The sequence below is a fragment of the Paralcaligenes ginsengisoli genome (assembly GCF_054781135.1).
The window spans coordinates 125648-148556 of sequence record NZ_BAAGUZ010000031.1; the positions used below are offsets into that span (position 1 = coordinate 125648).

At 56.0% G+C, this 22909-nt stretch carries 25 protein-coding genes and 1 tRNA gene; 15 read left to right on the forward strand and 11 right to left on the reverse strand.

Going from position 1 to position 22909, the window contains the following annotated elements; all coding sequences use genetic code 11:
- Positions 1–6 precede the first annotated feature (6 nt).
- From ACYVIS_RS14640 to ACYVIS_RS14650, 3 genes are all read left to right on the forward strand, one after another.
- The gene (locus ACYVIS_RS14640; RefSeq protein WP_460874275.1) at positions 7–708 is read left to right on the forward strand and encodes a pirin family protein; all 702 of its coding nucleotides are present in this window, start codon (positions 7–9) and stop codon (positions 706–708) included.
- 176 nt (positions 709–884) lie between these two features.
- On the forward strand, positions 885–1532 hold the full coding sequence (gene ribA / locus ACYVIS_RS14645) for a GTP cyclohydrolase II (RefSeq protein ID WP_460874276.1): 648 nt from the start codon (positions 885–887) through the stop codon (positions 1530–1532).
- A gap of 93 nt (positions 1533–1625) precedes the next feature.
- Complete coding sequence (locus tag ACYVIS_RS14650; protein WP_460874277.1) at positions 1626–3422, forward strand: ABCB family ABC transporter ATP-binding protein/permease; 1797 nt, start codon at positions 1626–1628, stop codon at positions 3420–3422.
- Between the two features lie 38 nt (positions 3423–3460).
- Here the strand turns inward: ACYVIS_RS14650 and ACYVIS_RS14655 are convergent, their stop codons facing one another.
- Positions 3461–4195 carry a carbonic anhydrase gene (locus tag ACYVIS_RS14655; RefSeq protein ID WP_460874278.1) on the reverse strand — a complete coding sequence of 245 codons (735 nt, stop codon included), beginning with the start codon at positions 4193–4195 and terminating at the stop codon, positions 3461–3463.
- Positions 4196–4456: 261 nt separating this feature from the next.
- Between ACYVIS_RS14655 and ACYVIS_RS14660 the strand changes: the two genes are divergently transcribed.
- From ACYVIS_RS14660 to sufT, 7 genes are read left to right on the forward strand one after another with little or no spacing between them, the layout of a single operon-like run.
- On the forward strand, positions 4457–4954 hold the full coding sequence (locus ACYVIS_RS14660) for an SUF system Fe-S cluster assembly regulator (protein WP_232742995.1): 498 nt from the start codon (positions 4457–4459) through the stop codon (positions 4952–4954).
- Entirely contained in the window at positions 4951–6399 is a 1449-nt protein-coding gene (gene sufB / locus ACYVIS_RS14665) for a Fe-S cluster assembly protein SufB (RefSeq protein ID WP_232742996.1), read from the forward strand. Before ACYVIS_RS14660 ends, sufB begins: the two co-directional genes overlap by 4 nt.
- Positions 6400–6411: 12 nt before the next feature.
- Positions 6412–7182 (forward strand): Fe-S cluster assembly ATPase SufC, encoded by a 771-nt coding sequence (sufC, locus tag ACYVIS_RS14670; RefSeq protein ID WP_232742997.1) that lies wholly within the window; start codon positions 6412–6414, stop codon positions 7180–7182.
- Positions 7179–8486, forward strand: a complete 1308-nt coding sequence (sufD, locus tag ACYVIS_RS14675) for a Fe-S cluster assembly protein SufD (RefSeq protein ID WP_460874279.1) — start codon at positions 7179–7181, stop codon at positions 8484–8486. The genes sufC and sufD overlap by 4 nt, the downstream gene beginning before the upstream one ends.
- The gene (locus ACYVIS_RS14680; protein WP_460874280.1) at positions 8483–9745 is read left to right on the forward strand and encodes a cysteine desulfurase; all 1263 of its coding nucleotides are present in this window, start codon (positions 8483–8485) and stop codon (positions 9743–9745) included. The genes sufD and ACYVIS_RS14680 overlap by 4 nt, the downstream gene beginning before the upstream one ends.
- Positions 9738–10193, forward strand: a complete 456-nt coding sequence (gene sufU, locus ACYVIS_RS14685; RefSeq protein WP_460874281.1) for a Fe-S cluster assembly sulfur transfer protein SufU — start codon at positions 9738–9740, stop codon at positions 10191–10193. Before ACYVIS_RS14680 ends, sufU begins: the two co-directional genes overlap by 8 nt.
- 13 nt (positions 10194–10206) lie before the next feature.
- Complete coding sequence (gene sufT / locus ACYVIS_RS14690) at positions 10207–10764, forward strand: putative Fe-S cluster assembly protein SufT (RefSeq protein WP_460874282.1); 558 nt, start codon at positions 10207–10209, stop codon at positions 10762–10764.
- A gap of 89 nt (positions 10765–10853) precedes the next feature.
- On the opposite strand, the gene ACYVIS_RS14695 is transcribed toward sufT, so the two are convergent.
- Positions 10854–11297 carry a universal stress protein gene (locus tag ACYVIS_RS14695; protein WP_232743002.1) on the reverse strand — a complete coding sequence of 148 codons (444 nt, stop codon included), beginning with the start codon at positions 11295–11297 and terminating at the stop codon, positions 10854–10856.
- A gap of 135 nt (positions 11298–11432) precedes the next feature.
- Positions 11433–12407 (reverse strand): Bug family tripartite tricarboxylate transporter substrate binding protein, encoded by a 975-nt coding sequence (locus ACYVIS_RS14700; RefSeq protein ID WP_232743003.1) that lies wholly within the window; start codon positions 12405–12407, stop codon positions 11433–11435.
- A gap of 120 nt (positions 12408–12527) precedes the next feature.
- Between ACYVIS_RS14700 and ACYVIS_RS14705 the strand changes: the two genes are divergently transcribed.
- Positions 12528–13556 carry a transporter substrate-binding domain-containing protein gene (locus tag ACYVIS_RS14705; protein ID WP_460874283.1) on the forward strand — a complete coding sequence of 343 codons (1029 nt, stop codon included), beginning with the start codon at positions 12528–12530 and terminating at the stop codon, positions 13554–13556.
- 101 nt (positions 13557–13657) lie between these two features.
- Here the strand turns inward: ACYVIS_RS14705 and ACYVIS_RS14710 are convergent, their stop codons facing one another.
- The 7 genes from ACYVIS_RS14710 to ACYVIS_RS14740 form a co-directional block, all read right to left on the reverse strand.
- On the reverse strand, positions 13658–14530 hold the full coding sequence (locus ACYVIS_RS14710) for a response regulator transcription factor (RefSeq protein ID WP_460874284.1): 873 nt from the start codon (positions 14528–14530) through the stop codon (positions 13658–13660).
- Between the two features lie 329 nt (positions 14531–14859).
- Positions 14860–15168 (reverse strand): curli-like amyloid fiber formation chaperone CsgH, encoded by a 309-nt coding sequence (gene csgH, locus ACYVIS_RS14715; RefSeq protein WP_232743006.1) that lies wholly within the window; start codon positions 15166–15168, stop codon positions 14860–14862.
- Between the two features lie 89 nt (positions 15169–15257).
- On the reverse strand, positions 15258–15662 hold the full coding sequence (locus ACYVIS_RS14720) for a hypothetical protein (protein WP_232743007.1): 405 nt from the start codon (positions 15660–15662) through the stop codon (positions 15258–15260).
- A 51-nt stretch (positions 15663–15713) separates the two neighbouring features.
- Positions 15714–16280 (reverse strand): hypothetical protein, encoded by a 567-nt coding sequence (locus tag ACYVIS_RS14725; protein ID WP_232743008.1) that lies wholly within the window; start codon positions 16278–16280, stop codon positions 15714–15716.
- Between the two features lie 41 nt (positions 16281–16321).
- Entirely contained in the window at positions 16322–17212 is an 891-nt protein-coding gene (locus tag ACYVIS_RS14730) for a CsgG/HfaB family protein (RefSeq protein WP_232743009.1), read from the reverse strand.
- Positions 17213–17268: 56 nt separating this feature from the next.
- Positions 17269–17718 carry a curli assembly protein CsgF gene (locus tag ACYVIS_RS14735; RefSeq protein WP_460874285.1) on the reverse strand — a complete coding sequence of 150 codons (450 nt, stop codon included), beginning with the start codon at positions 17716–17718 and terminating at the stop codon, positions 17269–17271.
- A complete protein-coding gene (locus ACYVIS_RS14740) occupies positions 17719–18243 on the reverse strand; it encodes a curli production assembly/transport protein CsgE (RefSeq protein ID WP_460874286.1) in 525 nt (174 codons plus the stop codon). It abuts the gene before it with no gap.
- Between the two features lie 446 nt (positions 18244–18689).
- On the opposite strand from ACYVIS_RS14740, the gene ACYVIS_RS14745 reads away from it, so the two are divergent.
- Both ACYVIS_RS14745 and ACYVIS_RS14750 read left to right on the forward strand, forming a co-directional pair.
- Positions 18690–19670, forward strand: a complete 981-nt coding sequence (locus tag ACYVIS_RS14745) for a Bug family tripartite tricarboxylate transporter substrate binding protein (protein WP_460874287.1) — start codon at positions 18690–18692, stop codon at positions 19668–19670.
- A 101-nt stretch (positions 19671–19771) separates the two neighbouring features.
- Positions 19772–19848: transfer RNA gene (locus ACYVIS_RS14750), tRNA-Pro, on the forward strand.
- A gap of 56 nt (positions 19849–19904) precedes the next feature.
- Here ACYVIS_RS14750 and ACYVIS_RS14755 read toward each other — a convergent pair.
- A complete protein-coding gene (locus ACYVIS_RS14755) occupies positions 19905–20837 on the reverse strand; it encodes a LysR substrate-binding domain-containing protein (RefSeq protein WP_232743020.1) in 933 nt (310 codons plus the stop codon).
- 252 nt (positions 20838–21089) lie between these two features.
- Here ACYVIS_RS14755 and ACYVIS_RS14760 point away from each other — a divergent pair, with 252 nt between their 5' ends.
- Together ACYVIS_RS14760 and ACYVIS_RS14765 are read left to right on the forward strand one after the other, a co-directional pair.
- Positions 21090–21875, forward strand: a complete 786-nt coding sequence (locus tag ACYVIS_RS14760) for a class II aldolase/adducin family protein (RefSeq protein ID WP_232743021.1) — start codon at positions 21090–21092, stop codon at positions 21873–21875.
- A gap of 55 nt (positions 21876–21930) precedes the next feature.
- Positions 21931–22893: a Bug family tripartite tricarboxylate transporter substrate binding protein gene (locus ACYVIS_RS14765; protein WP_460874288.1), complete on the forward strand. Its 963-nt coding sequence runs from the start codon at positions 21931–21933 to the stop codon at positions 22891–22893.
- The last annotated feature ends 16 nt before the right edge of the window (positions 22894–22909 follow it).

The window sequence follows — 22909 nt, forward strand, 5'->3', positions numbered from 1 at the left end:
ATAATCATGCTGGAAATCCGCAAGAGCGAGGATCGTGGAGTTGCCAATCACGGCTGGCTTAATTCTCGCCATACATTTTCTTTCGCCAATTATCACGACCCCAGGCAAATGGGGTTCGGGCCTTTGCTGGTGATCAACGAAGACCGGGTGCAGCCTGCGCAAGGGTTTGGCACTCATGGCCACCGCGACATGGAAATCATTTCTTATGTGCTCGATGGCGCCCTGGAGCACAAGGACAGCATGGGTACCGGCTCGGTGATCCGCTATGGCGATGTGCAGCGCATGAGCGCGGGCACCGGCGTGCGCCACAGCGAGTTCAATCATTCGCAGTCGGAAGAAGTGCATTTTCTGCAAATCTGGATTGAGCCCAATCAAATCGGGATTGCACCCAGCTATGAAGAAAAGCATTTTGACCAGGCCGCCAAAAATGGCCAGTTGCGGTTGATCGCTTCGTCCGATGGCCGCGACGGCTCGGTGCTGATTCACCAGGATGCCAGTGTTTTTGCGTCCATTTTGAATGGCGCCGATCGAGTCGACTATCCATTGTCGCCAAGCCGTCGTGCCTATGTGCATGTGGCTCGCGGCGAGGTTACGGTCAATGGCGTTCGCCTGTCGAGCGGAGACGCGTTGAAAATAACCGATGAAACCCGAGTTACCCTGGATCAGGCCCAGGCAGCCGAAGTCCTGCTGTTCGATTTGCCGCAGTGACTTGACCGGCTCTGCGACGATTGCCGTTTTGGAATAGGCTGCTGAAATCGCCGGTGATGTGCGGCGGGGGGAAGCTGGTTTGCCGTTTTTTTGGGCAGGCGGCTCCTTTTATAATCCTCCCGTCGATTTTTCAGGCGGTTGGGCTTTAAACTGCTTATTTATTTCCAAGGTCTTGCATGCTTTCCTCGCAAAATGCCAATTCGGGCGCTCCGGAAGACGGCAAACTCGATTACATCGCTTCTTGCGATCTGCCGACGCCGTGGGCCATATTTCAATTGCACGCTTTTGCCGAACGCGATTCGGGCAAAGAGCATCTTGCGCTGGTACTTGGCAAGGTCGATGATGGCGAGCCTGTGCTGGCACGCGTCCATTCCGAGTGCCTGACCGGCGACGCCCTGTTCAGCCAGCGCTGCGACTGCGGGGCGCAACTGGAACACGCCTTGCGCAATATTGCGGCCGAAGGGCGTGGCGCCGTGCTTTACTTGCGCCAGGAAGGCCGCGGCATTGGCCTGCTCAACAAGATTCGGGCCTATCAGTTGCAGGATCAAGGCGCCGATACTGTCGAAGCCAACGAGCGGCTTGGGTTCCCCGCCGATATGCGTCGTTACGATCTGTGCAGGCCAATGCTGGATCGGCTTGGCATAGCCAGCCTTCGCCTGATGACCAATAATCCCAAAAAAATCGATATGCTGGGGGAACTGGGTGTGAACGTGGTCGAGAGGATTCCCCTGACGGTCAACCGTAATCCGTTCAACGAGCATTACCTGAACACAAAGGCTGCCAAGCTCGGTCATTGGCTGAAAGACTATCTTAAAAATGAGTGACGTCCGGTCAGGCCGGCTTCCGATCTGTATTTGTGCTTTCGCGCCCACCACGCCGTTTGATTTCCGAATTGAAGCCCTTTTTCAAGTTGCAGCATGAGACTCACCCATACCGGCCCTGCGCCGAAAAATCGTAACGACCTCAAGACCATCAAATCCCTTTTGCCGCATATCTGGCAATTCAAATACCGGGTAATGCTGGCCTTGGCCTGTCTGATCGCGGCCAAGGTGGCGAGCGTGATCTTGCCTATCTATCTCAAACAGATTGTTGACAAGCTAAGCCTGCCTTCCACGCTTATTGTGCTGCCGGTGGCGGCCCTGGTGGGTTATGGCTTTGCGCGTCTGGCCAGCGGCGTGTTCGGCGAACTGCGCGACGCCTTGTTCGCCCGGGTGACCCAAGGTGCGATCCAGCGTATTGCCGCCAAGGTGTTCGAGCATTTATTCGCTTTATCGATGCGTTTTCACCTGCATCGGCAGACCGGAGGCTTGAGCCGCGACATTGAACGCGGCACCAAGGGGATCGGTTTTTTGCTGAATTTCACCATCTTCAATGTATTGCCGACTCTATTGGAAATCAGCATGGTGGCGGCCATTTTGCTGTGGCGCTACAACTTTCTGTTTGCCGTGGTTACCCTGGGCACCATAGCGACCTATATTATTTTCACCTTGCTGGTCACCGAAAAGCGCATGGTGTATCGCCGCAGCATGAACGATCTGGACAGCAAGGCCAACAGCAAGGCGATTGACGCCTTGATCAACTATGAGACGGTCAAGTATTTCGGCAATGAAGGTTATGAACTGGATCGCTACGACCGCAATCTGGGGAAATGGGTTGATTCGGCGGTCAAAAACCAGATATCGCTGAATTTCCTGAATATGGGCCAGGGGGTGATCATCACCATAGGTATCACGCTGTTGCTGTGGCTGTCGGCCGAAGGCGTCGTGAAAAAAACCATGTCGGTGGGCGATGTGGTCCTGGTTTCCGCCTACCTGACCCAGTTGTATGCCCCTCTGAATTTTCTCGGCTTCGTGTATCGCGAAATCAAGCACGCGCTGGCCGATATGGAACGCATGTTCGGTTTGCTGGAGCAAGGCCAGGAGGTCGCCGATAAAACGGATGCTCGAATTCTACGCACGACTCAGGCAAGCATCGCCTTCGAGCATGTCGATTTTGGCTATGAGGCCAATCGCCAGATCTTGTTTGACGCGAGCTTTACGATTCCCGCCGGGAAAACACTGGCGGTGGTGGGCTCGTCGGGAGCCGGCAAATCGACTTTGTCGCGCTTGATGTTCCGCTTTTACGATGTGAACGCCGGAGCGGTCAAAATAAATGGCGTCGATATACGCGACATGACCCAGGCCAGTTTGCGGCAGCACATAGGTATTGTGCCCCAGGATACGGTGCTGTTCAACGACAGCATTTTGTACAACATCGCTTATGGCAATCCGGGAGCCAGCCACGATGAAATCATTCAGGCGGCCAGGGCGGCCAGCATCCATGATTTTGTCACCAGCCTGCCCGAGGGATATGAAACCCAGGTAGGCGAGCGCGGCCTGAAATTATCGGGTGGCGAAAAGCAGCGTGTCGCGATTGCGCGGACCTTGCTCAAGAATCCGCCTATCCTGATTTTTGACGAAGCCACCAGCGCGCTCGATACCCGTACCGAAAGGGCAATCCAGGCAGAGCTCGATCAAATCGCCAAAAATCGCACAACCCTGATTATTGCCCACCGTTTGTCGACGGTAGCCGAAGCCGATGAAATTATTGTGCTGGATCACGGCCGTGTCATCGAGCGCGGAACGCATCGGGCCTTGCTGCAGGAAAACGGCCGCTATGCGCAAATGTGGCGCTTGCAGCAAGCAGGACAGGATGTCATTCCCGCTGCATCATAGACCGGCTGGGCATGGCTCATGGCACCCCTCTGGCGCCGCTATTTCACCACGACTCGCGCGTTCAAAGGCTGGATCGGGCGGTTGTTATGGTGCTTCATGACCTTTTCAAAAGCCTCGATTTGCCCTCTGGACGCGGTGATTGGATTTTTCAACACCAGCCAGCGCACGCCTTCCGTGCAGGGTGGCGTGGTCAGGGATCCGCTGTAACGGTAATAAGCAAGTGATTTTGGCAGCAGATCGACAGGCTTGAAGCTATCTTTCAGAAGTGTCGGCTTGCCGGCCTCACCGGGCATTTGCCGCCACAGTTTGGCCAGGCCGGGGTTGGCTTTGCCGATTCTGAACATAACGGCAATGACGGCATAATGACCCTGCTTGTCGGCATGCACGAAGTGTGCTTCCAGCGGGTAGGATTTGCCCTCGATTTCGTTTTCGCTCGGAGCATGGAAATGCACCTGTTGCAGTTCGAACCTTGTATTGTCGAGCGTGAGCGTATTGCCTGCGGCGAAACCGACTTGTATTGAATGCCCGTTGTTGACGATGTCCTTGCCGGCTGCCGTGTAACGAATCTGCAGGCGGGCAAGCGGCGTATTGAGCGCTTTCTGGATATTGATGGGCGATTGGTTTTGGCCTTTGTCGCACATCGCGTAGTCGGGGCTGAGCTTGCCCCAATTGGCGGGGCCTTCCGTGCCGGTGTAGGTCCAGAGTGTTGCGTCGGCATGGGCCGCGCCGGAACAGGCCAGCAGGCTTATCAGGACCAGTAGTATTTTTTTCATGGCGTGTTGTCTTTGGAAAGGCGGTAGCCCGGACTGCGGCGGTGCAAAAAACGGCTGGGATCACAGCGCAATTTCATTTGTCGCTATGGTAACCAAAAGTACGTTTCCGCGATATCGAATTGCGCGGTTTTTCGTCTCGGCGATTTGGTGTGCTGCAGCAATATTGCAACTTTCGGCCATTCTGGCTCTAGGGTGTTTCTTGACACAAATAGTACCAATGAAGTACTGTATAAACAACCAATGCGTTCGAGGAGAATGCGAATGCTGCGTATCAGCAAAATCATCGATTATGGCACTTTGGTGCTCACCCATATGGCAAGTAGTCCGAAGCATCTTTTCAGTGTAGCCGACCTTTCCGCCACACTGGGCCTGGGCCAGCCTACTGTCAGCAAAGTGCTCAAGGCGCTCGGCCGCCATGATCTGGTTAAAAGCAGCCGCGGCGCTCACGGGGGGTATGCGTTGAGCAGGCCCGCCGCCCAGATCAATATCGCCCAGATTGTCGATGCGCTGGAAGATCAGCCGTTTGGCCTGACCGAATGCAGCGCCACGCCAGGGGCTTGCAGCTTTGAAACCAGTTGCCAGATACGCATGAACTGGCAACGCATCAACGCGATTGTGCGCCGCACCCTCGAAGATGTAAGCATTGCCGATATGGTGCGCCCGATTCCCCTTGAATATCCCTTGCAAGAGCGACCGGCCCTGGAGTCGAAGGCCGGCGCTGAAAGTATCACCTCTACGACATGGAGTCTGCATAAATGAATACCGTGACCGACAAAATCGACTCGTTTCTCGATCGAGAGTACGCCGCCGGTTTTGTGACCGAGCTTGAAGCCGACACTGTGCCCAAGGGCTTATCGGAAGAGACGATTCGCTTGATTTCAGCCAAGAAAGGCGAGCCGGAATTCATGCTTGAGTGGCGGCTGTCGGCTTACCGTCATTGGCTGACCATGAGCTTGCCCGAATGGGCCAAGGTCAGTTACCCCGCCGTTGATTTTCAAGACATTATTTATTATTCGGCGCCCAAATTAAAAAAAGATGGCCCCAAAAGCCTGGATGAGGTCGACCCCGAATTACTGCGCACCTATGAAAAACTGGGTGTCCCGCTGCACGAGCGGGCTCGTCTGGCCGGCGTGGCGGTCGATGCGGTGTTCGACTCGGTTTCCGTGGCGACGACTTTTCAGAAACAGCTGGCTGAACATGGCGTTATCTTCTGTTCGTTTTCAGAGGCTGTGAAAAACCACCCCGATCTGGTGCGCAAATACCTGGGTACGGTGGTTCCCCAGGGAGACAATTTTTATGCGGCTCTGAATTCCGCCGTCTTTACCGATGGCTCGTTCGTATTCATTCCCAAGGGCGTGCGTTGCCCGATGGAATTGTCTACCTATTTTCGTATCAATGCCCAGAATTCCGGCCAGTTCGAGCGTACCTTGATCATTGCCGAAGAGGGGGCCACGGTCAGCTACCTCGAGGGCTGTACGGCGCCCATGCGCGATGAAAACCAGTTGCATGCCGCGGTCGTCGAACTGGTCGCGCTCGACGATGCACGCATCAAGTATTCGACTGTGCAGAACTGGTACCCCGGCGACAAGGACGGCAAGGGCGGCATCTACAACTTCGTTACCAAGCGGGGCGATTGCCGTGGCGCGCGTTCGCGCATTTCCTGGACTCAGGTTGAGACCGGCTCGGCCATCACCTGGAAATACCCGAGTGTGATCCTGCGCGGCGACGATTCCGTGGGCGAATTCTATTCAGTGGCGCTGACCAACCACAGGCAGCAGGCGGATACCGGCTCGAAGATGATACATATGGGTCGCAATACGCGCAGCACCATCCTGTCGAAAGGCATTTCGGCGGGGCGGGGCAGCAATGTGTTTCGAGGCCTGGTGCGCATGACGCCCAAAGCCGAAGGTGCACGCAATTTCACGCAGTGCGATTCATTGCTGATCGGCAAGAATTGCGCCGCGCACACCTTTCCCACCATCGAGGTGCGCAACCCCACGGCTCAGGTGGAGCACGAGGCCACGACTTCGCGTATTGGCGAGGACCAGCTTTTTTATGCCATGCAGCGCGGCCTTTCGGCCGAAGATGCAGTGTCGATGATTGTTAACGGTTTTTGTAAAGAAGTGTTCAAGGAACTACCCATGGAGTTTGCGGTCGAGGCGCAGAAGCTGCTCGGCGTGAGCCTGGAAGGCAGCATAGGTTAAGGAGAAAGAAACATGCTGGATATTAAAGATCTGCACGCCTCGGTTGAAGGTAAAACCATATTGCGTGGCCTCGATCTGGTCGTCAATGCGGGTGAGGTACATGCCATCATGGGGCCCAACGGCTCCGGTAAAAGTACGCTGGCCCAGGTGCTGGCAGGGCGTGACAGTTTTCAGGTCGATCGTGGCACGGTTAGCTGGGAAGGGCAGGATTTGCTTGGTATGCCAGCCGAAGAGCGGGCTCGCGCCGGGCTGTTTCTGGCATTTCAGTACCCGATCGAAATCCCTGGCGTATCGAATGCCTACTTTTTAAGGGCCGCGGTCAACGCGGTGCGGCGTCATCGCGGCTTGCCGGAACTGGACGCCATGGATTTCATCAAGCGCGTCAAGGCGGAAATGAAGGCCGTCAGCATGAACGAAGAGTTTTTGTATCGTTCGGTCAACGAAGGGTTTTCAGGGGGCGAGAAAAAACGCAATGAGGTCTTGCAGATGACGCTGCTGGAACCCAAGCTGGCCATCCTGGACGAAACCGATTCCGGGCTGGACATCGATGCCTTGAAAATTGTGGCCGATGGGGTCAACCGCTTGCGTTCTCCCGAGCGTTCGCTGGTTGTGATCACTCATTACCAGCGCCTGCTCGATTACATCGTGCCGGATTATGTGCATGTGCTGGCCCATGGCCGCATTGTTCGTTCGGGTGGCCGTGAACTGGCGCTCGAGCTGGAAGATCGTGGCTATGGCTGGATCGAGGATGAGATAGCCGCTTCGGCGGGAGCCGCGTCATGACTGGTATAGCAAGCTGGGTAGCGCAGTTTCGTGGGCAAGCCGCCAGTTCGCCGGGTGCCCGCGCGCCGTGGCTGGCGGCGGGCCGGCAGCGCGCCATGGAGCGTTTCGCCGATCAGGGCTGGCCCGTGGCCAAACATGAAAACTGGCACCACACATCGCTTGCCACGCTTCAGCAGCAAGATTTTGCCGCGCCCGCAACCGCCGTGACTGCGCGATCCTTGCTCGACAATTTGCGGCGCGACCAGGTCGGTCACTGGCTGGTTTTCGTCGACGGCCGCCATACCCCTGAGCTATCGGAGATCGAAGCTTTACCGGCCGGTGCGCGCATCGATAGCCTGGCGGCAGTGCTGGATCGCGACGCGGAAAGTATCCGGCCGTTTTTCGGGACGGAACAAGATGGCGCCAGTACGGCGGCCCTCAATCTGGCGCTGGCCTGTGATGGCGCAGTCATTCGCCTGGCGCGCGGCGTTGCGGTAGATGCTCCCATCCACCTGGTTTTTATCGCCAGTGCCCAGGGAGCCAGTTTTCCGCGCAATCTGATTGTGGCCGAAGCCAACTCTCAAGCGACGATCATCGAACATTATCTGGGCGCCGAGGGCGCTGTGACCTTTACGAATGCCGTCACCCGCAGTCATCTGGGGGCGGAGGCTCGCATTACACACTGCAAATTGCAGGAAGAAGGCGAACAGGCGTTCCACCTGGCCGCCATCGATGCCGTTCAAGAGCGCGGCTCGGTATTTGTCTCGCACTCATTATCCTTTGGCGCGCGGCTGGCGCGCAACGATATTGCCACTCGTTTCGACGGAGAGGGTTGTGAAACCCTGCTTAACGGCCTGTACTACGCCGACGCGCGACGTCATGTGGATCATCACACCCATATCGATCATGCGCATCCGCATGGCACCAGTCGCGAGTTCTATCGGGGTATTCTCGATGGCTCCGCACGTGGCGTATTCGCCGGCCGCATCTATGTGGCCCAGGGCGCCGACCGTACCGATGCCGAACAGCGGTCCGACAGTCTTTTACTGTCGCGCCTGGCCGAAGCCGATACCCGGCCCGAGCTGGAAATTTACGCCGACGATGTCAAATGCGCACACGGGGCGACGGTAGGCCAGATCGACGAGAACAGCCTGTTTTACCTGCGCTCACGCGGGTTCGATCCGGCTCATGCGCGCAATTTGCTGACCTACGCATTTGCGGCAGAAACCTTGGCCCGCATTGGCCTTGATTCCTTGCGCTTGCGCGCCGCCGTCGCCATGCGCAGGCGTTTGCCGGGCGGTGAAATGCTGGAGGAACTTGCATGAACGCGCCCGGCTATTTCTCCCCTGTGGCAGAGCGTTTGCAGCAAGCTGCGGATTTTCCCATTCTGGCGCGCAAGATACGCGGCAAGCGTCTGGTTTACCTCGATAACGGCGCCACCACGCAAAAGCCCGCCTCGGTGATTGACGCCGAGCGCGATTTCTACCGCGACGCGAATGCCAATATTCATCGTGGTGTGCATAGCCTGTCGCAGCATGCCACCGACTTGTACGAAGCGGGCCGCGAGCGGGTACGGAGTTTTCTCAACGCAGGCCGTTCCGAAGAAATCGTCTTTACCCGCGGCACCACGGAAGCCATCAATCTGGTGGCCTTCAGTTGGGGCCGCGCGCAATTGAAGCCCGGCGATGAAATCATTCTGAGCGGCATGGAGCATCACTCCAATATCGTGCCCTGGCAGCTGATAGGCGAACAGACCGGAGCGGTATTGCGCGTGGTGCCGATCAGCGATCGCGGTGAGCTGGATATGGAAGCGTATGGGAAACTGCTTGGTCCAAGGACCCGGCTGGTCGCTGTGGTGCACGTATCCAACGCCCTGGGAACTGTCAACCCGATTGCCGAGATAGCCCGCCAGGCCCATGAGGCAGGGGCCAAGGTGCTGGTCGATGGCGCGCAGGCGGTGGCGCACCAGGCCGTTGATGTCCAGGCACTGGATTGCGATTTCTATGTGTTCTCCGGCCACAAGCTGTACGGTCCGACCGGCATCGGCGCCCTGTATGCGCGCCACGAGTTGCTTTCGGCCATGCCGCCATGGCAGGGCGGCGGCGACATGATACGCACGGTCAGTTTCGAACGTACCACCTATGCCGATATCCCGCAGCGTTTCGAGGCGGGCACGCCCAATATTGCCGGTGTAATAGGCCTGGCCGCCGCGATCGATTATGTCCAGGGCCTGGGCATGGACAGGATCGCCGCGCATGAGCAGGCCATACTTGCGTATGGTACCGATGCCTTGACCCGCCTGCCGGGCTTGCGCCTGATCGGCACCGCACACGACAAGGCCGGTATTCTGTCTTTTGTGGTGGAAGGCATACATCCGCATGATCTGGGAACCATACTCGATACGGAAGGCATCGCCATACGGGCCGGCCATCACTGCGCCATGCCGGTCATGACGCGTTACGGCATCCCCGGTACAGCTCGCGCGTCCCTCGCCTTGTACAACGACGAGCGCGATATCGATGCGCTGGTTGCGGGCATACTCAAGGCCCAGGCAATGTTTGGCAAGGGTGGCAAGCATGAGTGAGCACGGCGGTGATTTGCGTGAGCTCTACCAGGAGGTGATCTTCGATCACAATCGGCAACCGCGTAATTTTCATTCCATGCCTCAGGCCAATCATACGGCCGAAGGCTACAACCCTTTATGCGGAGACCAACTGACGGTCTATCTGCGAACGGAAGGCGGAGTGATCGCGGATGTCAGTTTTGTCGGGCACGGCTGCGCCATTTCAACGGCCTCGGCCTCACTCATGACCGAAGCCGTCAAAGGCAGGCCCTTGGCCGAAGTGGAGGCCCTGTTCAAGGATTTTCACGCGCTGCTTACCGACAAAGCGCCCGAGGGTCGCGATTTCGGCAAGCTCGAAGTATTGGCCGGGGTGCGGGAATTTCCCGCGCGCGTCAAATGCGCGACACTGGCGTGGCATACCTTGCACAATGCCATTACCGATGCATCCGACGCGGCGAAAACGGAATAAAGGAGCGTATACGATGGATAACCGGATGCATGAAGTGGAATTGACCCGCGACTGTGCCGCCGTCAAGGTGCCCTGGGGTTCGCCGATTACTCTGGATGAGGGCAGCGTAGCGCAGATTACCCAGCAGTTGGGCGGCAGCTACACGGTGCTGGTGGGCGGGAATCTGTATCGGATTGACGGAAGCGACGCCGATGCCTTGGGTCTGGAACCTGTCGCTGCAGAGGCGGGTGCGGCGGCCGAAGGGCCCGCCACGGCCGAGTCGGTGGAGCAGGCCGCCTGGAGCCAGCTTGCAACCTGCTACGACCCTGAAATTCCCATCGATATCGTCAATCTTGGCCTGGTATATAGCTGCGTCGTCAAGCCTATCGCGGAAGGGCGCTTCCGCATCGATATAAGCATGACCCTGACGGCCCCCGGATGCGGCATGGGCACTCTGCTGGCGGATGAAGCCCGCGCCAAGCTGCTGGCCATTCATGGCGTGGACGAAGTCAAAGTCGACCTCGTGTGGGATCCTCCCTGGGGCCGTGAGATGATCAGCGAAGCGGCAAGACTGGAAATGGGATTGTTTTAAAATACAGGCCGCTTACCGCCTGCGCGCTGCATACCTGCGCGATTGCGCTTGCGGGTCGCCACAAGGCGTTTGGCCTTTGCGGGGTAGCCTTATCGCAGCACCAGGACCGGAATGCGCGAGTGTGTCAGTACCTGCAGGGTTTCGCTGCCGAGCAATACACGATTGATGCCGCGTCGACCATGCGACGCCATGACAATCAGCTCGCATTCGTACTTTTCGGCGCAGGCGATAATGGTTTGTGCAATGAGATCGCCGCTGAAGGTAAGGGGCGTGACCGTGACGCCTTCGGCTTCCCCGGCCGTTTTAACCGCTTCAACGATGCTGCGGCCCGCATCGAGGTGGCGTTTCTCGGCGTTTGCCGACTCTTGCATGTCGAGGCGGGTGGAGCCTTCCCAGTAACTGACCGGGACAGGCACTACAACCTTGAGGGCGATCAGTTCGGCCCCTGCCATTTTGGCCAGCCCAATGGCATTGCGGACAGCCTTGTCTGACAAGGCTGAGCCGTCGGTGGCGACAAGTATGCGTTTATACATTTTTATCTCCGGGACTATGAAGCTTAATATTTGCTTAATTATTTCTGAATACAGGCTTACCGATCCTTATGTTAAGCCTTCTCAGAGAACTTGTCCCGTTTTGCATCGCAAACGGCTTGCCGCGCACCTTCAAGGCTAGTTTGCTTTCATATTGCCTTTTTTCACCACTTTACCCAGGCGAGCACGTTCATCCTGGGTGAATTGGGTAAATTCCTTGCGCGTGCCGCTTCCCGGCTCGATGCTGCTTTTGCTCAGAGCATCGAGCACATCTTTGGATTTGGTAGCTTGCCGCACTGCCGCATTCATTTTGTCGAGTATGTCTGCCGGTGTTCCTGTTGCCGCGTACAGCCCCTCCCAATGGCCGATTCGAATGTTTGGATAACCTTCCTCGGCGGTGGTCTTGATTTCCGGGGCGCTGGCCAGCTTGTGCACCCAGGTCGTTGCCAGTGCCTTGAGCTTTCCGGCTTTGATGAGCGGTAGCGTAACGATGCTGGCTTCCGAGGTCGCGGTGACTTGATTGCTCATTACAGCTGTTACGCCTTCCGAGCCGCTTTTATATGCAATCTGCTGGATAGGCAACCCCGTTTCCTGTTTGACCATTTCACCCACGAAATCGGGTGTGCTACCCATTCCGGCGGTTGAAAAGGTAATGCGGTCGGTATGATTTTTCTTGGCGTTTTCGACGAATTCCTTCAGGCTGTTTGCGGGGTTGGAAGGGTTGGTGACGATAATCGAGGGGGCTATGGCCAATAGCGCAACGGGCGTCAACTGATCGTCTTTATAGGGCTGATCGGAGCGGATCAGGCTGTTGGTGACGGTGCCGTTGGAGCCCACCAGATAGGTATAACCGTCTGGCTTGCTGCGGGCCACATGCGCCGCGCCCACGATGCCGCCCGCGCCGGGGCGGTTTTCCACGATAAAGTTTTGTTTGAACTCTTTGCCGAGCTCTTTGGCGAAAATGCGGGCAACCAGGTCATTGGCGCCACCCGCCGAAAATGGAACTACGATAATAACGGGATGGTCGGGCCATGAACCTGCGGCCGAGGCGGGCACCGAAGCAAATGCGGCGGTGGCAAACAAGGCGCATGCGCTTAATTTGAAAGTGGTCAAGAGAATCTCCTTTGTGTCTAAGTTGAAGGAGTTTGATATGAAGCCTTTGCGTCGATACCAACACCCCAGCGAAATTTATCACTAAACAGATTCTTGGTTTGTATTCTGTGCCGGATAGCCGTGAATTTGCACGATTTTCTCTTTATTTTCAGTTATTTGTCAGCAACTTGCCGCATAGACAACCCTCAGGGCGACATATCGACGCTCTCCGGCAACTTTGCACGAGCCCTGTGCGGACTTGCGCTAAGCAGGCTTTCAGGGTTATCCCTATTTCACCTAAAGAGTTTCGCAGCGATAATTAATAGAAATGACATCGGACAACGTACATCTTTAATTGAAGGCTATATCAAAATGGGTAAGCGCCAAGTTTTTTCACGAATTTTCAGCGTGCTGCTGTTTTCGTTGGCAGCCAGCGCAGCATCTTACGCAGACGGGCTGGCGGCTATCAAGGCTGCCGGTGTGCTGAAGGTTGCCACGTCACTGAGCGTTACGCCGTATACGTACACAAATGGGGAAATGCAGCCGGATGGGTCGGATGTGGCCACTGCAAAACAATTGGCCAAAGACCTGGGAGTGGAGCTCAAAATTGTTGGTGTTCCGGTTGCTTCCAGAATTCCCATGCTGCAAACCGGCAAGGCGGATTTGGTTATTTCCGTGTTGTCCATGTCACCGGAGCGAGCCAAGGTAATTGATTTTTCGCGCCCTTATTCACTGATACGGGAGGTCATCATTGCTCCCAGGAATGTGGCGGTCAAGGGCTACGGCGATCTGGTGGGCAAAGCTGTCGGCGTGACTCGCGGCACTGTGGAAGACAAGCTCGTCACCGAAAATGCCAAGGGGGCGGAAATCAAACGCTACGAAGATGTGGCAACGTTGATTACCGCGGCTGTTTCCGGACAGGTTCAATATGTGGCGACAGGCCTTGTAAGCCTGGATGAGCTCAATAAAAAAACCGGCAATCGCTTCGAAAGTAAATTCGTCATGAAAGATTTCATGCTTGCCATAGGCCTGCGAAAAGGCAATCCGGAGCTCGATAAATGGGTGGATCAGTGGGTTCAGACGAATCTGGAAAATGGCAGGCTAAATAAAATATTCAGGCACTACCATCATGTGGACCTTTCGCCGGAAGTCATGAACTGGAAGAAGTGAGCTTTCAGCCGGATGCCGATCTGAATCTGCAGGATGGCGGATTCAAGACATTTTCCCGGCAGGTTCTGTATGGTGGCCTTGGAATCGGATCGGGCGGGAGCTTATGTAGATGCGTTCTCTGGCAGATCCGACTTGCGCCAGCCCAGAGTGGCCCCCCGGGAAACAGCGGCATACACCGCCGCATTTCTGTTGTGTACGTCGAGGCGCTGATATAAGGTCTCGGTGTGCGCTTTGGCGGTGGCGACGGAAATGTTCAACTGCCGTCCCACCGTTTTCATGGGGTAGCCACGCGCCAGGAGTACCAGCACTTCGTATTGCCGAGGCGTGATGTTCAGCAATGCCGCCTCGGTGTTTACCAGCGAGGGGCACAGCGGGTCGTGCTCTTCGGGCAAGGGTAGATCGGGCCCTGGATCGGCCATTTCCGGCACAGGCCCGGGCATCCGCGCATCGTGGGCAAACCCCGATAAGGACATAGCTGCGTCGGTAGCCCTTGCGGCCTGGGTATCGAGTTTATCGTACCAACGGCGGCGCGGCGTGCTGTCGGCAGGTAAAACGGCTGCCGGTGCAGTGCTTGCAAGCGATGAGCCGTCGGCGGTCTGGAAACACTTGCCTCCCGCCAAAACCAACGTTATTGCGGCTTTCATCATGTCGGGCGACGAATCTTTGGGTATATAGCCAGCCAGGATGGAAGGCTGGTCGTGCAGGGAATAGGGCAGTGTAGGGGTATCCGACAATAGAAGGATCCGATGAGGGGCAAAGCCGCCGCGCGCCGCGGCCACCAGATCGACCATTCTTTCGTATTGGCCTGGAACGGACAACAGAACAAGATCCACCCTGTTGAGTGCGGGCACGTTCTGAAACAGCCTCGAGTAATCGGCCCCTTCGCATTGAATCGCGGGCGCCATGGTTTCGAGCAACTGCAGGATCCTCATGCGTGCTGGCTGATGCGGCTCAACCACAATGACTGTTGCCATTTTTCCCTCCAGGGCAACGCCCCTGCCCGGTAACAGTAAAAAGGGAAATATTACCGGGCGGACGCTCGTATGTTGTTTACTTCAAGGAACAGCAAGTAGTAATTGGTAGCATGGTTGTTGCAACTTGATAGTCAATATATCTGTTTTTTGCACATATTAAGGAAATCTGTCCGGCATTCATTGCCACAATAGGCACTTTCATATACTACCAGACGCGGCTATACATGCAATGTTTTACTTTTAAGTACATTTTATCGTGGGCGATTCAAAGAGTCTATCGTCAAACAGCGAGCGCCTGCGACGGCGGTATCGACAGCCATATTCAAGTGTTATCGAGGGCAGTCGAAATGATACGTGCCGGCAGGCATGCCTCCCTTGGTCAGAATCAGCTCGATTCGACAGGCATCGTGTTTGCCCGCGCCCAGCGACAGCTGCGACAGTGCCGTCGGTTTTTTTGCGGGCACCGTCACAGTTCCGCTTTGACTGATTCTGGACGAGCCGCTTCGGCCATCTTTGATGGCAGACAAGCTGTAGTGGATCCGTGCGCTTTCGGAACTTTCCACGTATGGGGTAACAATGCCTGGCCGTGCATTCGTGTTGGCCTCCAGCCAGACATGCAAATTCGCGTCGGCAATCATATTGCCCTCCGTTGTGCTTGAAATGGTAAACAGGCGGAGCAGTCTCTACTCCGCCTGCGGTCTTGTCGCCGTTTATATGGTGATTATTATTAGTGTTGTGTGACTTTGGCCGTATTGCCCCAGCCCGCCTGAATTACGCTGGCGGTCTGATTCCAGCCGGTTTGAGTAACCCTGGCGTCGTTGCAGCCGCCAGCCTGGGATACATAAGAGACCATGTTGCCGCCGTCATGCTGGTCTACCTTGGCGAAATTGTCGCTACCGGCCTGGCCAATAGTGCTTTTCGTGTAAGCGTAGGTGTCGTGCTGGTCGGATTTGGCGGTATTGTCGCTGCCCCGCTGGTCAATCGACGATAGAGCATAGTCGTTGTAGGTTTGGGTAATTGCCGCATCGTTGTCGCTGCCGGCCTGATACACAGTGCCGGTGTTCGACGCCATGGCGGGAGCCCCGAACGCGAATGCAAGACCCAATGCAAGTGCTGAAAGACTGATTTTCATTATGATTCTCCTCAAATTTAAGACCTGAGATACATCCCAACCCAGCGGTCTTTAGTACTGGATTACTTTCGCATAGGCTCCGACGCTGTTGTATTGAGTAACCTTGAGCGGCGGGGCTCCTGCATATTGAGTGACTGACGTGGTATTGAAACTGCCGTCCTGGAGCACTTGCGCAGAAGTGAAATTCGCTTTCTGAGTCACCTGCGCGCTGTTGGCGTAGCCGTTTTGTGCGATCAGCGTGTCATTGCCATACCCGTATTGCTTCAGGTCGATTATGTTTTTCGCACCGTCCTGGCTTGCAAAAGCCGAGTTTCCATAACCTTCCTGCGCAATATTGGCGTCGTTATTGCTGCCGTTTTGATACAGCGTTACCGTTTGCGAAGTACCTTGTGCCTGAGTCGACAACTGGTTTTTTTTCTTGGGCGGGGGCATGGTGACATATTGCAGATTCACATTCTCCGTTGTCATTTCGGAAGACGGCAGTTCCGGCGACGATGCCAGGTCATGGCCAAAGCAGTGGCCCGGGGCGATGCCCGCGGACATCAGCGCAAGAGCCGATAAAATGATTTGCGGGCGCTTGCAAATGCTGCTTGGGTTTCCGCTTGTCGAGTAAATCATGACATTCTCCCTAAGGTGTGACGGCGTGTTCGCATGAGTACTCAGCGGACCGGAGATGTCGTGGCGGCTTGCTCTGCGCCCTTGTCAGGGGCAGGCAAGTCGGCCACTACATAATTGTTTTCTTCGCGAGCGTAGTGCTGGATCACGGGCGAATTCCAGTCGCTCGGGTTCCTGAGTGCCCAGTTGTGATCTTTCAGGCCTTCCACCACCAGATGCACCACGGCGGATTCAATAGCTTCCTTGACGCACAGCTGCGCGGGTTCGTTACGCGTAATTCCCCCTTCGATTTCAAGCAAATCCTTGAAATTGACGAACTTGAAAACGCTGGGGTGGATCTCGTAGGAATAGATTGTTTTGGTTGTCGAGACGCTTTGCAGTATTTGGCCATTGTCGATATTGACGCTGCGAAGGTTTATCGTCACCTGGTCCACGCGGTATTGAGTGGTCATCCCGACGCCCAGGAACCGGGCGCCCAGGCCGCCGGTACGCACATTGCTCTCATAGGCGATGATGCCGCCGTCGATCAGAATCGAAGCCGGCAGCAAAGCCGGGACAGTTGCCAGAGGAGGTTCTCCTTTCTGGGGCGGGGCATCCGTCGCCCGCAGGATACGGCGCTCCGTCAGGAGCTCCTGAAGACCTTCGCGCTCGACCGGTATGAACCAGTTCGAATCTTTCAAGGCCTTGATCAGCAGCGAGGCCGCACCCTGGGTGACGGAGGTCGAAAATGAACTGTCCGGCGATGGCTTGTACTGCCCGGTCTGATCGCGAAAACCGTAGACAGCCACTACCGTCCGGCTTTTTGGAGGAGGCAGCTTCACCAGGTCATGAGTGGCGGGGGTGGCTGGCGATAGTTTGGCGGAATCGCTTACGCCGGAAGGCGGGTGATGAATGCCCGCGCACGCGCTCAGCAATATCGAGGCCAGGGCAGTCATGCAAGCGCGATGAACTCTCCGCCGGGATACGGGTCCGGCGGCCCGGTGGAGGGTGTTCATTGCCCCACCTGGAATGAAGTCGACGCGCCAGTGGTCTTGTCGGTGGTCGTGATATTAAGAAGCCCGCCGCCCGCATCGACAATACTGATGGTGAAGTCGCCCGTCTGTACTATTCCGGGCCTGAGGCTTCCGTCGGTTCCCACGACGGACGAAGTTGCCGATGCCGCTATGCGGCTGAGTATGGTCCGTTGCAAGGTATCGTTGAACTGTTGCAGCGGAGTCTGGTCCTGCAGGCCTGCCGCGGAGGCAGCGGGATCGGTATGGTTGTTGGTGGCCTGTGCCGTGGCCAGCAGCGCCGGGCCATTCAGGGGATTGCCGCCGAAAGACGGATTCACAGGGGTGTAGACCAGCTCGGTGGCCGATGCGGACCCGGCAAGCAAGGCCAGAAGCATCAAGGAGTTTCGCAAGGCGGACTGAGTTTGCTTGCAGATTCGTGTCGTTTTCATTTACATCTCCTCGGGTCCGAGATCTACATCGTTGAATAACAAGCGTTGGACATTCGTGTCGACTACGTTTTTGTAGACTATGTCTACGGCTCTTCCGCTGATCTCTTTTGCGGCGGATCGGGCCGGAGACAGAAACGTGTGGAATACGCGATTCTGGCGGTACTGAACCCATACTTCGCTGCCGTACTGGGCGGTGGGCCGTTCGTATACGGTTACGGTATATTTCGTATTCATATATTTAGCCCTCCATACTTCGGCGAAATTCTTGTAAAAATCCCATCCCAGCACAGTCACCGTTCTATTGATGACGACTCCGCCCAGAGGCTCATCGCTGATGCTCCCGCTGTCCAGGTTCTGCACCGGGGCCGGGGCTGGGGCGGGGGCCTTCTGAGAGGATTTTGAGTACGCGGTCTGTAATGTCAGGAGCAACACCAGCGCACAAAGTCGAACGGCAGGTTGTCGCACCTTCTTCTCCCTTATTTGCGTCCGTGTTGCCGTGATTTCTGTGACACGGTTAACGGGCATTTTTCCTGCTTTGTTGTTTCGTTCCAGTCAGGCTTTTCTGTGTATCGTTTACAAGTGCCGTTTTTTTTAAATGTTTTGAAACTGTCTTGACGAGCCCATCTTAGATATGTGAAAGGGGCAGCAACATAGGGCATGCGATTTAATACCTGGTCGGCTTTATGGGGTAATTCGAACGTATCAAAACGGTCGATGCGCCAGCCTGAAAGAAGGCTGGCGATTAGTCGAATACCCGAGAGAAATTTACTGGTCCGATCGGTTGTGAGGCGGCTCGTGGCAAAGACAGGGCGCCTTGGGGGAGCCATATAGTCTGAACAGCTTACGGTGCAGGGGGGAGGGAGTGCATTGCCTTGTACGCCATATTGCGTAATCCAGGCACAGAATATAGGATGGGCGGGACTCAAATGCCGCGCCACCGGCGCGATTGAAATGTCTGGGAGACAAAAAAAATGATCAATGTGTATATAAAAATTCTTGCTCTGGCGGCGTTTGGCGCTGTCATGGGCACCGCGCAGGCGCAGCCGGCTTTCGGCTATCCAAGCCGGCCTATCCGGCTGATCGTGCCTTTTGCGCCCGGCGGCGGCAACGACAATGTGGCGCGTACTGTCGGTGATCAGCTGTCGCGGATTCTCGGGCAATCGATCGTTGTTGAAAACAAGGCGGGTGCCGGCGGCACCATAGGCGCGGAGCTGGCGGCAAAGGCTGCGCCCGACGGCTATACGCTGTTTCTGGGCGGTGTAGGCAGCCTTGCCATCAACCCCAGCCTGCGAAAGAACCTGGCCTATGATCCTATCAAGGACTTTGCCCCCATCACGCTGCTGGCCAAGTCGCCGCTGGTTCTGGTGGTGCATCCGAAGCTGAAGGTGCATTCCGTGAAAGAGCTAATCGCTTTGGCCAAATCGCAGCCCGGAAAGCTCAATTACGCCTCTAATGGCAATGGTTCGTCCTCGCAACTGGCCGCCTTGATGTTCACGTCAATGGCCGGTGTGAGCATGGTGCATGTGCCCTATAAGGGATTGAGTCCCGCACTTACCGGTTTGTTAAGCGGGGAAGTGCCCATGATGTTCAGCAGCGTGGTGGCGATCCTGCCGCATATCCAGAGCGGCAAGCTGATTGCGCTGGGCGTTACCGGCTCGAAGCGGCTTGCGGCGCTGCCCGATGTACCCACTATTGCGCAAACCGGCCTGGCCGGCTACGAGACGAATTCCTGGTACGGCATACTTGCCCCTGCCGGTACGCCGCGCCCCATTGTCCTTAAACTGAACGAGGCGTTGAATCGGGTATTGGAGATTCCCGAGGTCAAGACCCGATTGGCGAATGAAGGCGCCGAAACGATCGGAGGCACGCCTGAACAGTTCGCCGACTACATCAAAGATGAAAAAGAACTGTTGGGCAAAGTGATTGCCAAGTCTGGAATCCAATTGAATTGATACGGGCGGGCAGGCGTCGCAGATATTTATGCTAGAATCCTGTTCTTCGCTGGATCGGGGTTTGCCTCGGCCAGTGGGCCGAAGGTTAAACCCTTTGGTTTCGGGGCGTAGCGCAGCCTGGTAGCGCACTTGCATGGGGTGCAAGGGGTCGCGAGTTCGAATCCCGCCGTCCCGACCAACAAAACAAAGGGCTTAGCCGATTATCGGCTAAGCCCTTTATCTTTGTCTTGGCCATTACCTCTCGGGCCCTAGTATCGACGCCCCTTCCCATAAGCCATTTTTAATCAAGCCGTGCGCTACATCTTTAAGCACGACGCGTGTTGCCAGGGCGGCGGGGGACAGTTCTTCGTCTGGCTGGCTGGTCAGGATGCTGCATCGATGCAGCGACTTGTCGGCGATGGGAATCAATACGATATTTTCGTTATGAATGAACGAGGTCGCCGAACTGGGGTGTATGGTGGCTCCCATGCCGGCCTGCACCGCGCCTATGAGCGTATTGAGCCCGTCGATTTCCGCCACGACATTGGGCATGATGTTTTTCCGCTTGAAGGCATTCATGATGATGCTCACCAGGGTGTGGCGGCCGCTGGGCAGTATAAGGGGCAATTTGCCCAAATGCTCCAGGCGGGTGCTTTTGCCCTTGGGCATGCCGGACAGATTATTCATGCCGATGACAAAGAGATATTCCTTCAATAGCGGAGTGACACTCATCCGGTGATCCTCGCCCATATCGAATCGCATGGTCAAGTCCAGCCGTCTGGAGTCCAGCAGGGCTGTCAGATGCCCCGATAATCCTTCGACGATATGCAGATGTATTTTGGGATAGCGCTGTTGCATGGCTCTCAAGAGGGGAAGGGCCAGCATCAATGCCGTGGTGGGCGCCATTCCCACGCTGACTTTTCCGGACAGGCGTCCTGCCTGGGCCGCGCTGGATGCGATTTTTACCTGGCGCAGCACGGCCTGGGCGTGCTGCCAGAATTCGATTCCGGCTCCGGTCGGTACGACGCCTGTCGATAGGCGTTGAAGCAGGCGTGTGGAAAGCTCGCTTTCGAGGCGGCTGATTTGCTGACTCAATGTCGAGGTCGTGACATTCAGTTCAAGGGCCGCCCGGCCCATACTGCCCAGTTCTACTACTCGCACAAAATAATGCAGCTGTTTTAATTCCATAGGGAAGGAGGCCGATAGGTAATTTGGTATGGGCCGGCCGCCGGATAAGGCCGAAAAAGGGCGGTACGGCCATGGGTTTGTTCGCAAAAGGCCGGTACAAGCCTTTAATTTTATTAAACACCTCTTGTGTTTTGCTGTCTAGCGGAGTTCTCGATTCGCGCATAGAGTCATGGTCTGGCCAATATTTGTTTAGCGTTATGTGGCCTGTCCCAATTCTTATTGGGCAAGATCAGGCGGATATCCGGGGGTTCCATGGAAAATAACCAGTTGAAAATATCTTCAATGAAAGACAAGTGCTCGACCGAAGAATGGCAAATGCGCGTGGATCTGGCGGCATGCTATCGCCTGGTCGAGCTGTATGGCATGTCGGATATGGTGGCGAATCATATATCCGCGAGCGTACCGGGCGAAAAGAATGCGTTTCTGATCAATGCCTACGGCATGATGTACGAAGAAATCACAGCGTCCAGCCTGATCAAAGTGGATCTCAGCGGCAAAATACTGGCGAAACCCGACTTCGGCGAGCTCGACTACGGCATCAACAAGGCCGGTTACGTCATTCATAGCGCTATTCACGAGGCGCGGCACGATGTTGCATGCGTAATTCATATCCACAGCTGGCCGACCATGGCTGTTTCGGCTCTGGAATGTGGCCTTTTACCGATCAGCCAGACGGCGATGCGGTTTTTGAAGATCGGCTACCACAGCTATATGGGTGTAGTTCTGGATGAGGCCGAAAAGGAATCCCTGGTGAAGGATCTGGGGCAAAACGAAGCTCTGATCCTGAGAAATCATGGGGCTTTGACGGTAGGCAAAAGCATAGGCGAGGCATTCAACTGGCTGCACAGGCTCGAGTTGTCGTGCCGTGCCCAACTGGCGGCGATGGCTTGCAACACACCGCTGCGGCAGGTGGATCAAAAAACGCTGGAAGAAACGTGGAACAACTATCAGCCCGGGACGCGCCGCCCCTACGGATTGATGGAATGGCCGGCTTTGCTCAGAAAGCTGGACAGGCTGGACCCCTCTTACAAGACCTGAGCCTGAATGGCGGTTATGCAAGTCTTGCTTAAACAATATATCTCTGGAGACAACAATGTTTACTAACAAAGCAATAAAGCTATCGATTATTTCTTGTGCGGTGGCCGCATGCGGTTCGGCCTTCGCTGCTTATCCGGATAAAAACATAACGTTGATCGTGCCTTTTGCGCCTGGCGGCAACCTCGATATTACGGCGCGAGCTATCGCTCCGGCCCTGCAGAAGGCTTTGGGTGCCTCGGTTATCGTGGAAAACAAGCCGGGTGCGGGGGGGGCCATCGGTGCGGGATTCGTCTCGCGTTCGAACCCGGACGGCTACACATTGCTTGTGACAACGCCCAACGCCATAGCGGTAACACCGTATATGACCAAGACGCCTTATACGCTGGCGAATTTCCGGTCCTTGGGGCTGGTTGCGTCGACCCCTTTGATTATCGATGTCAATGGCAAAAGTAAATTTCAGACCATCCAGTCGCTTCTGAAATATGCGTGCGCCAATCCCGGCAAGGTCACTGTAGGCCATTCGGGTATCGGTACGACCAACTACATAGGCCTGATCCGCCTTGAGGACGCCTCGCATTGCAAGTTTTCAGCTATTCCCTACAAGGGATCGGGCCCGGCCCTGGTGGACTTGCTGGGCAATCAGATCGATGTGGTGGTCGATCAGCTCAGCAGCTCCGCTGGACAATTGCAGTCGGGTAACCTGAAAGCGCTGGCCGTCATGACTGCCCAGAAAGTGCCTTCGCTGCCCAATGTTCCGACCCTTGAAGAGTCGGGCGTGAAAGGCCTGGACGCATCTACCAGCACGGGCCTGCTCGTTCCCAAGGATACGCCCACCGAAGTTGTCGAGGCGCTGAACAAAGCCTTGCAGAAGGTTGCCCAGGACAAGTCCGTGCAGAACATCCTGGGGAAAGTGGGGAGTACCTCCATGTCGTCCACACCCGAGAAATTCATGGGCATGATCAATGACGAAAACAAAATTGCGGCCAAGCTGAGCGCCGAAGGCAAGTTACAGAAATAATAGTGGTGAGCAATCC

Bases quoted from the DNA above. Each gene is read 5' to 3' on its own strand.
- sufB (WP_232742996.1), top strand. From the start codon at position 4,951: ATGAATACCGTGACCGACAAAATCGACTCGTTTCTCGATCGAGAGTAC.
- ACYVIS_RS14735 (WP_460874285.1), bottom strand. From the start codon at position 17,718: ATGAAAACGACACGAATCTGCAAGCAAACTCAGTCCGCCTTGCGAAAC.
- ACYVIS_RS14725 (WP_232743008.1), bottom strand. From the start codon at position 16,280: ATGATTTACTCGACAAGCGGAAACCCAAGCAGCATTTGCAAGCGCCCG.
- ACYVIS_RS14755 (WP_232743020.1), bottom strand. From the start codon at position 20,837: ATGGAATTAAAACAGCTGCATTATTTTGTGCGAGTAGTAGAACTGGGC.
- ACYVIS_RS14650 (WP_460874277.1), top strand. From the start codon at position 1,626: ATGAGACTCACCCATACCGGCCCTGCGCCGAAAAATCGTAACGACCTC.
- ACYVIS_RS14740 (WP_460874286.1), bottom strand. From the start codon at position 18,243: ATGCCCGTTAACCGTGTCACAGAAATCACGGCAACACGGACGCAAATA.
- sufC (WP_232742997.1), top strand. From the start codon at position 6,412: ATGCTGGATATTAAAGATCTGCACGCCTCGGTTGAAGGTAAAACCATA.
- ACYVIS_RS14745 (WP_460874287.1), top strand. From the start codon at position 18,690: ATGATCAATGTGTATATAAAAATTCTTGCTCTGGCGGCGTTTGGCGCT.
- ACYVIS_RS14710 (WP_460874284.1), bottom strand. From the start codon at position 14,530: ATGGCAACAGTCATTGTGGTTGAGCCGCATCAGCCAGCACGCATGAGG.
- ribA (WP_460874276.1), top strand. From the start codon at position 885: ATGCTTTCCTCGCAAAATGCCAATTCGGGCGCTCCGGAAGACGGCAAA.
- ACYVIS_RS14720 (WP_232743007.1), bottom strand. From the start codon at position 15,662: ATGAAAATCAGTCTTTCAGCACTTGCATTGGGTCTTGCATTCGCGTTC.
- ACYVIS_RS14760 (WP_232743021.1), top strand. From the start codon at position 21,090: ATGGAAAATAACCAGTTGAAAATATCTTCAATGAAAGACAAGTGCTCG.
- ACYVIS_RS14680 (WP_460874280.1), top strand. From the start codon at position 8,483: ATGAACGCGCCCGGCTATTTCTCCCCTGTGGCAGAGCGTTTGCAGCAA.
- sufU (WP_460874281.1), top strand. From the start codon at position 9,738: ATGAGTGAGCACGGCGGTGATTTGCGTGAGCTCTACCAGGAGGTGATC.
- csgH (WP_232743006.1), bottom strand. From the start codon at position 15,168: ATGATTGCCGACGCGAATTTGCATGTCTGGCTGGAGGCCAACACGAAT.
- ACYVIS_RS14660 (WP_232742995.1), top strand. From the start codon at position 4,457: ATGCTGCGTATCAGCAAAATCATCGATTATGGCACTTTGGTGCTCACC.
- ACYVIS_RS14765 (WP_460874288.1), top strand. From the start codon at position 21,931: ATGTTTACTAACAAAGCAATAAAGCTATCGATTATTTCTTGTGCGGTG.
- ACYVIS_RS14640 (WP_460874275.1), top strand. From the start codon at position 7: ATGCTGGAAATCCGCAAGAGCGAGGATCGTGGAGTTGCCAATCACGGC.
- ACYVIS_RS14730 (WP_232743009.1), bottom strand. From the start codon at position 17,212: ATGACTGCCCTGGCCTCGATATTGCTGAGCGCGTGCGCGGGCATTCAT.
- sufD (WP_460874279.1), top strand. From the start codon at position 7,179: ATGACTGGTATAGCAAGCTGGGTAGCGCAGTTTCGTGGGCAAGCCGCC.
- ACYVIS_RS14695 (WP_232743002.1), bottom strand. From the start codon at position 11,297: ATGTATAAACGCATACTTGTCGCCACCGACGGCTCAGCCTTGTCAGAC.
- sufT (WP_460874282.1), top strand. From the start codon at position 10,207: ATGGATAACCGGATGCATGAAGTGGAATTGACCCGCGACTGTGCCGCC.
- ACYVIS_RS14655 (WP_460874278.1), bottom strand. From the start codon at position 4,195: ATGAAAAAAATACTACTGGTCCTGATAAGCCTGCTGGCCTGTTCCGGC.